At 49.9% G+C, this 1,255-nt stretch carries 2 protein-coding genes; both read right to left on the bottom strand.

Features of this window, described 5'->3' with window-relative positions; genetic code table 11:
• A partial coding sequence (gene meaB, locus CVN76_RS04890; RefSeq protein WP_100530489.1) for a methylmalonyl Co-A mutase-associated GTPase MeaB occupies positions 1-844 on the bottom strand: 844 nt, incomplete at its 3' end.
• On the bottom strand, positions 844-1,255 hold a 412-nt coding region (locus CVN76_RS04885; RefSeq protein ID WP_198512484.1), incomplete at its 5' end, for a cobalamin-dependent protein. The genes CVN76_RS04885 and meaB, both read right to left, overlap by 1 nt.

The raw sequence follows: 1,255 nt of genomic DNA, 5'->3' as shown, positions 1-1,255 counted from the left end.
AACATGTATAGGCTTTCCCTGCCCACCCTTTCGTTGCCGGCTGGAGAAAGTGCAGTATTCTGTTATATTCAGACTTCGTTCTAGTCGCAAGCGGGACATTATCACCATCCGCTTTATTGACCACAATTCCATCCACAAGCTCCAGTATCCCTTTCTTCATTCCCTGTAACTCATCGCCTGCGCCTGTCAGGACAAGGAGCATGAAGAAATCCACCATGCTTCGGACGATCGCTTCACTTTGACCGACACCGACCGTTTCAATAAGAATGACATCAAATCCTGCCGCTTCACAAAGCAGCATCGTTTCCCTTGTTTTGCGATGAACGCCGCCCAAAGTACCCTCTGAAGGCGAGGGCCTGATGAAGGCGCGGGGATTCCTTGCCAGCTCCTCCATCCTCGTCTTATCACCAAGGATACTCCCCCCGTTAATGGATGAGCTCGGATCGACCGCAAGGACCGCAACCTTATGGCCCCTGTCACATAAATAGCTTCCAAACGTTTCGATGAACGTGCTTTTCCCGGCACCTGGCACTCCTGAAATCCCGATTCTAATCGACCGGCCAGTATGGGGGAGGACGGAATGCAGCAATTCCTGTGCAAAATCAAAATGATGGGCAGCGTTGCTCTCAATCAATGTAATTCCTTTAGCTAGCCTTGCCCGGTCCCCTGATAAGATTCCCTTTTTCAGTTCTTGGACCGATACGGAGGCATCATGCTTTTTAACGAATTTGCTTGTTGATCCTTTGTTGCGGTCGGCGGCCAATTCAACACCTGGTTTTAATGATGAAGCAAAACCCTCCTGATTGTTAGGATCAAACCATTCCGGCTTCTTGTGATCACTCATTATTGGGCCACTTCTTCATATCCCAGGCGTCTGTATATTTCGAAAAGCACCTTTTTCGCTGCCTGGGGAATGACCGTTCCAGGTCCGAAAATGGCAGAAGCACCATTTTCCATTAAGTACTCATAATCCTGTGCAGGGATGACACCGCCAACGATCACGATGATGTCTTCACGTCCAAGCTTTTTCAGTTCAGCCATAAGCTGCGGCAACAGGGTCTTATGCCCGGCAGCCAGTGAGCTCATGCCTACTACGTGCACATCATTTTCAACGGCCTGCAGCGCCGTTTCTTCCGGTGTTTGGAATAATGGACCGATATCGACATCATAGCCCAAATCTGCAAACCCTGTTCCCACCACTTTTGCTCCGCGATCATGACCATCCTGGCCCATTTTCGCCATGAGCAAACGCGGT

This window comes from Bacillus sp. mrc49, from assembly GCF_002803435.1.
This window is presented reverse-complemented; position numbering and strand designations above follow the sequence as displayed.